The 432-nt window shown below is 37.0% G+C and carries 1 protein-coding gene and 1 pseudogene; one reads left to right on the top strand and one right to left on the bottom strand.

What is annotated here, in order from left to right; all coding sequences use genetic code 11:
- Window positions 1–83: pseudogene (locus PZE06_RS26355) on the top strand (VOC family protein); the annotation flags it as partial.
- Window positions 84–157: 74 nt separating this feature from the next.
- On the opposite strand, the gene PZE06_RS26350 reads toward PZE06_RS26355, so the two are convergent.
- On the bottom strand, window positions 158–432 hold a 275-nt coding region (locus PZE06_RS26350), incomplete at its 5' end, for a copper homeostasis protein CutC (protein WP_275792159.1).

The raw sequence follows: 432 nt of genomic DNA, 5'->3' as shown, positions 1-432 counted from the left end.
ACGGCCCCCGTGTAACCGGAGACGGTTACTATGAAAGTGTTGTTGAAGACCCTGAGGGTAATCTAATTGAGTTGACTGTTTAGTTGGTAAATGGTCAAAACGCTCTTGAATTAAATAGAGAAAATAAGCAAGCGTATAAAAGCTTACTTATTTTCTTTCATCCGACAATTCTCGTTCCATGTACTTCATTGATTGATAACTCAGCGGCTATCGCTCGTAAATTATCATTGGTGATTCCGCCGCTGGGAAGAATAATGATTCTATTAGCAGCATAATCGATGTATTCCTGAATTCTCGTGATATTGTCTTCTATTTTAGAAGCGGCTGAGCCACCATGGGTTTTATATTTTTGCTTAATCATAATATACAAGTAGTCATCATTGTTTTCATAATGAGCTCCCTTTAAAACACGTTGAGCAAAAAACTTCAAAT

Origin of the sequence: Robertmurraya sp. DFI.2.37, assembly GCF_029211245.1 — a bacterium.
GTDB classification, from domain to species: domain Bacteria; phylum Bacillota; class Bacilli; order Bacillales; family Cytobacillaceae; genus Robertmurraya; species Robertmurraya methanolica_A.
The sequence above is the reverse complement of the archived record's forward strand: the minus strand, read 5'-3'. Positions and strand labels throughout refer to the sequence as shown.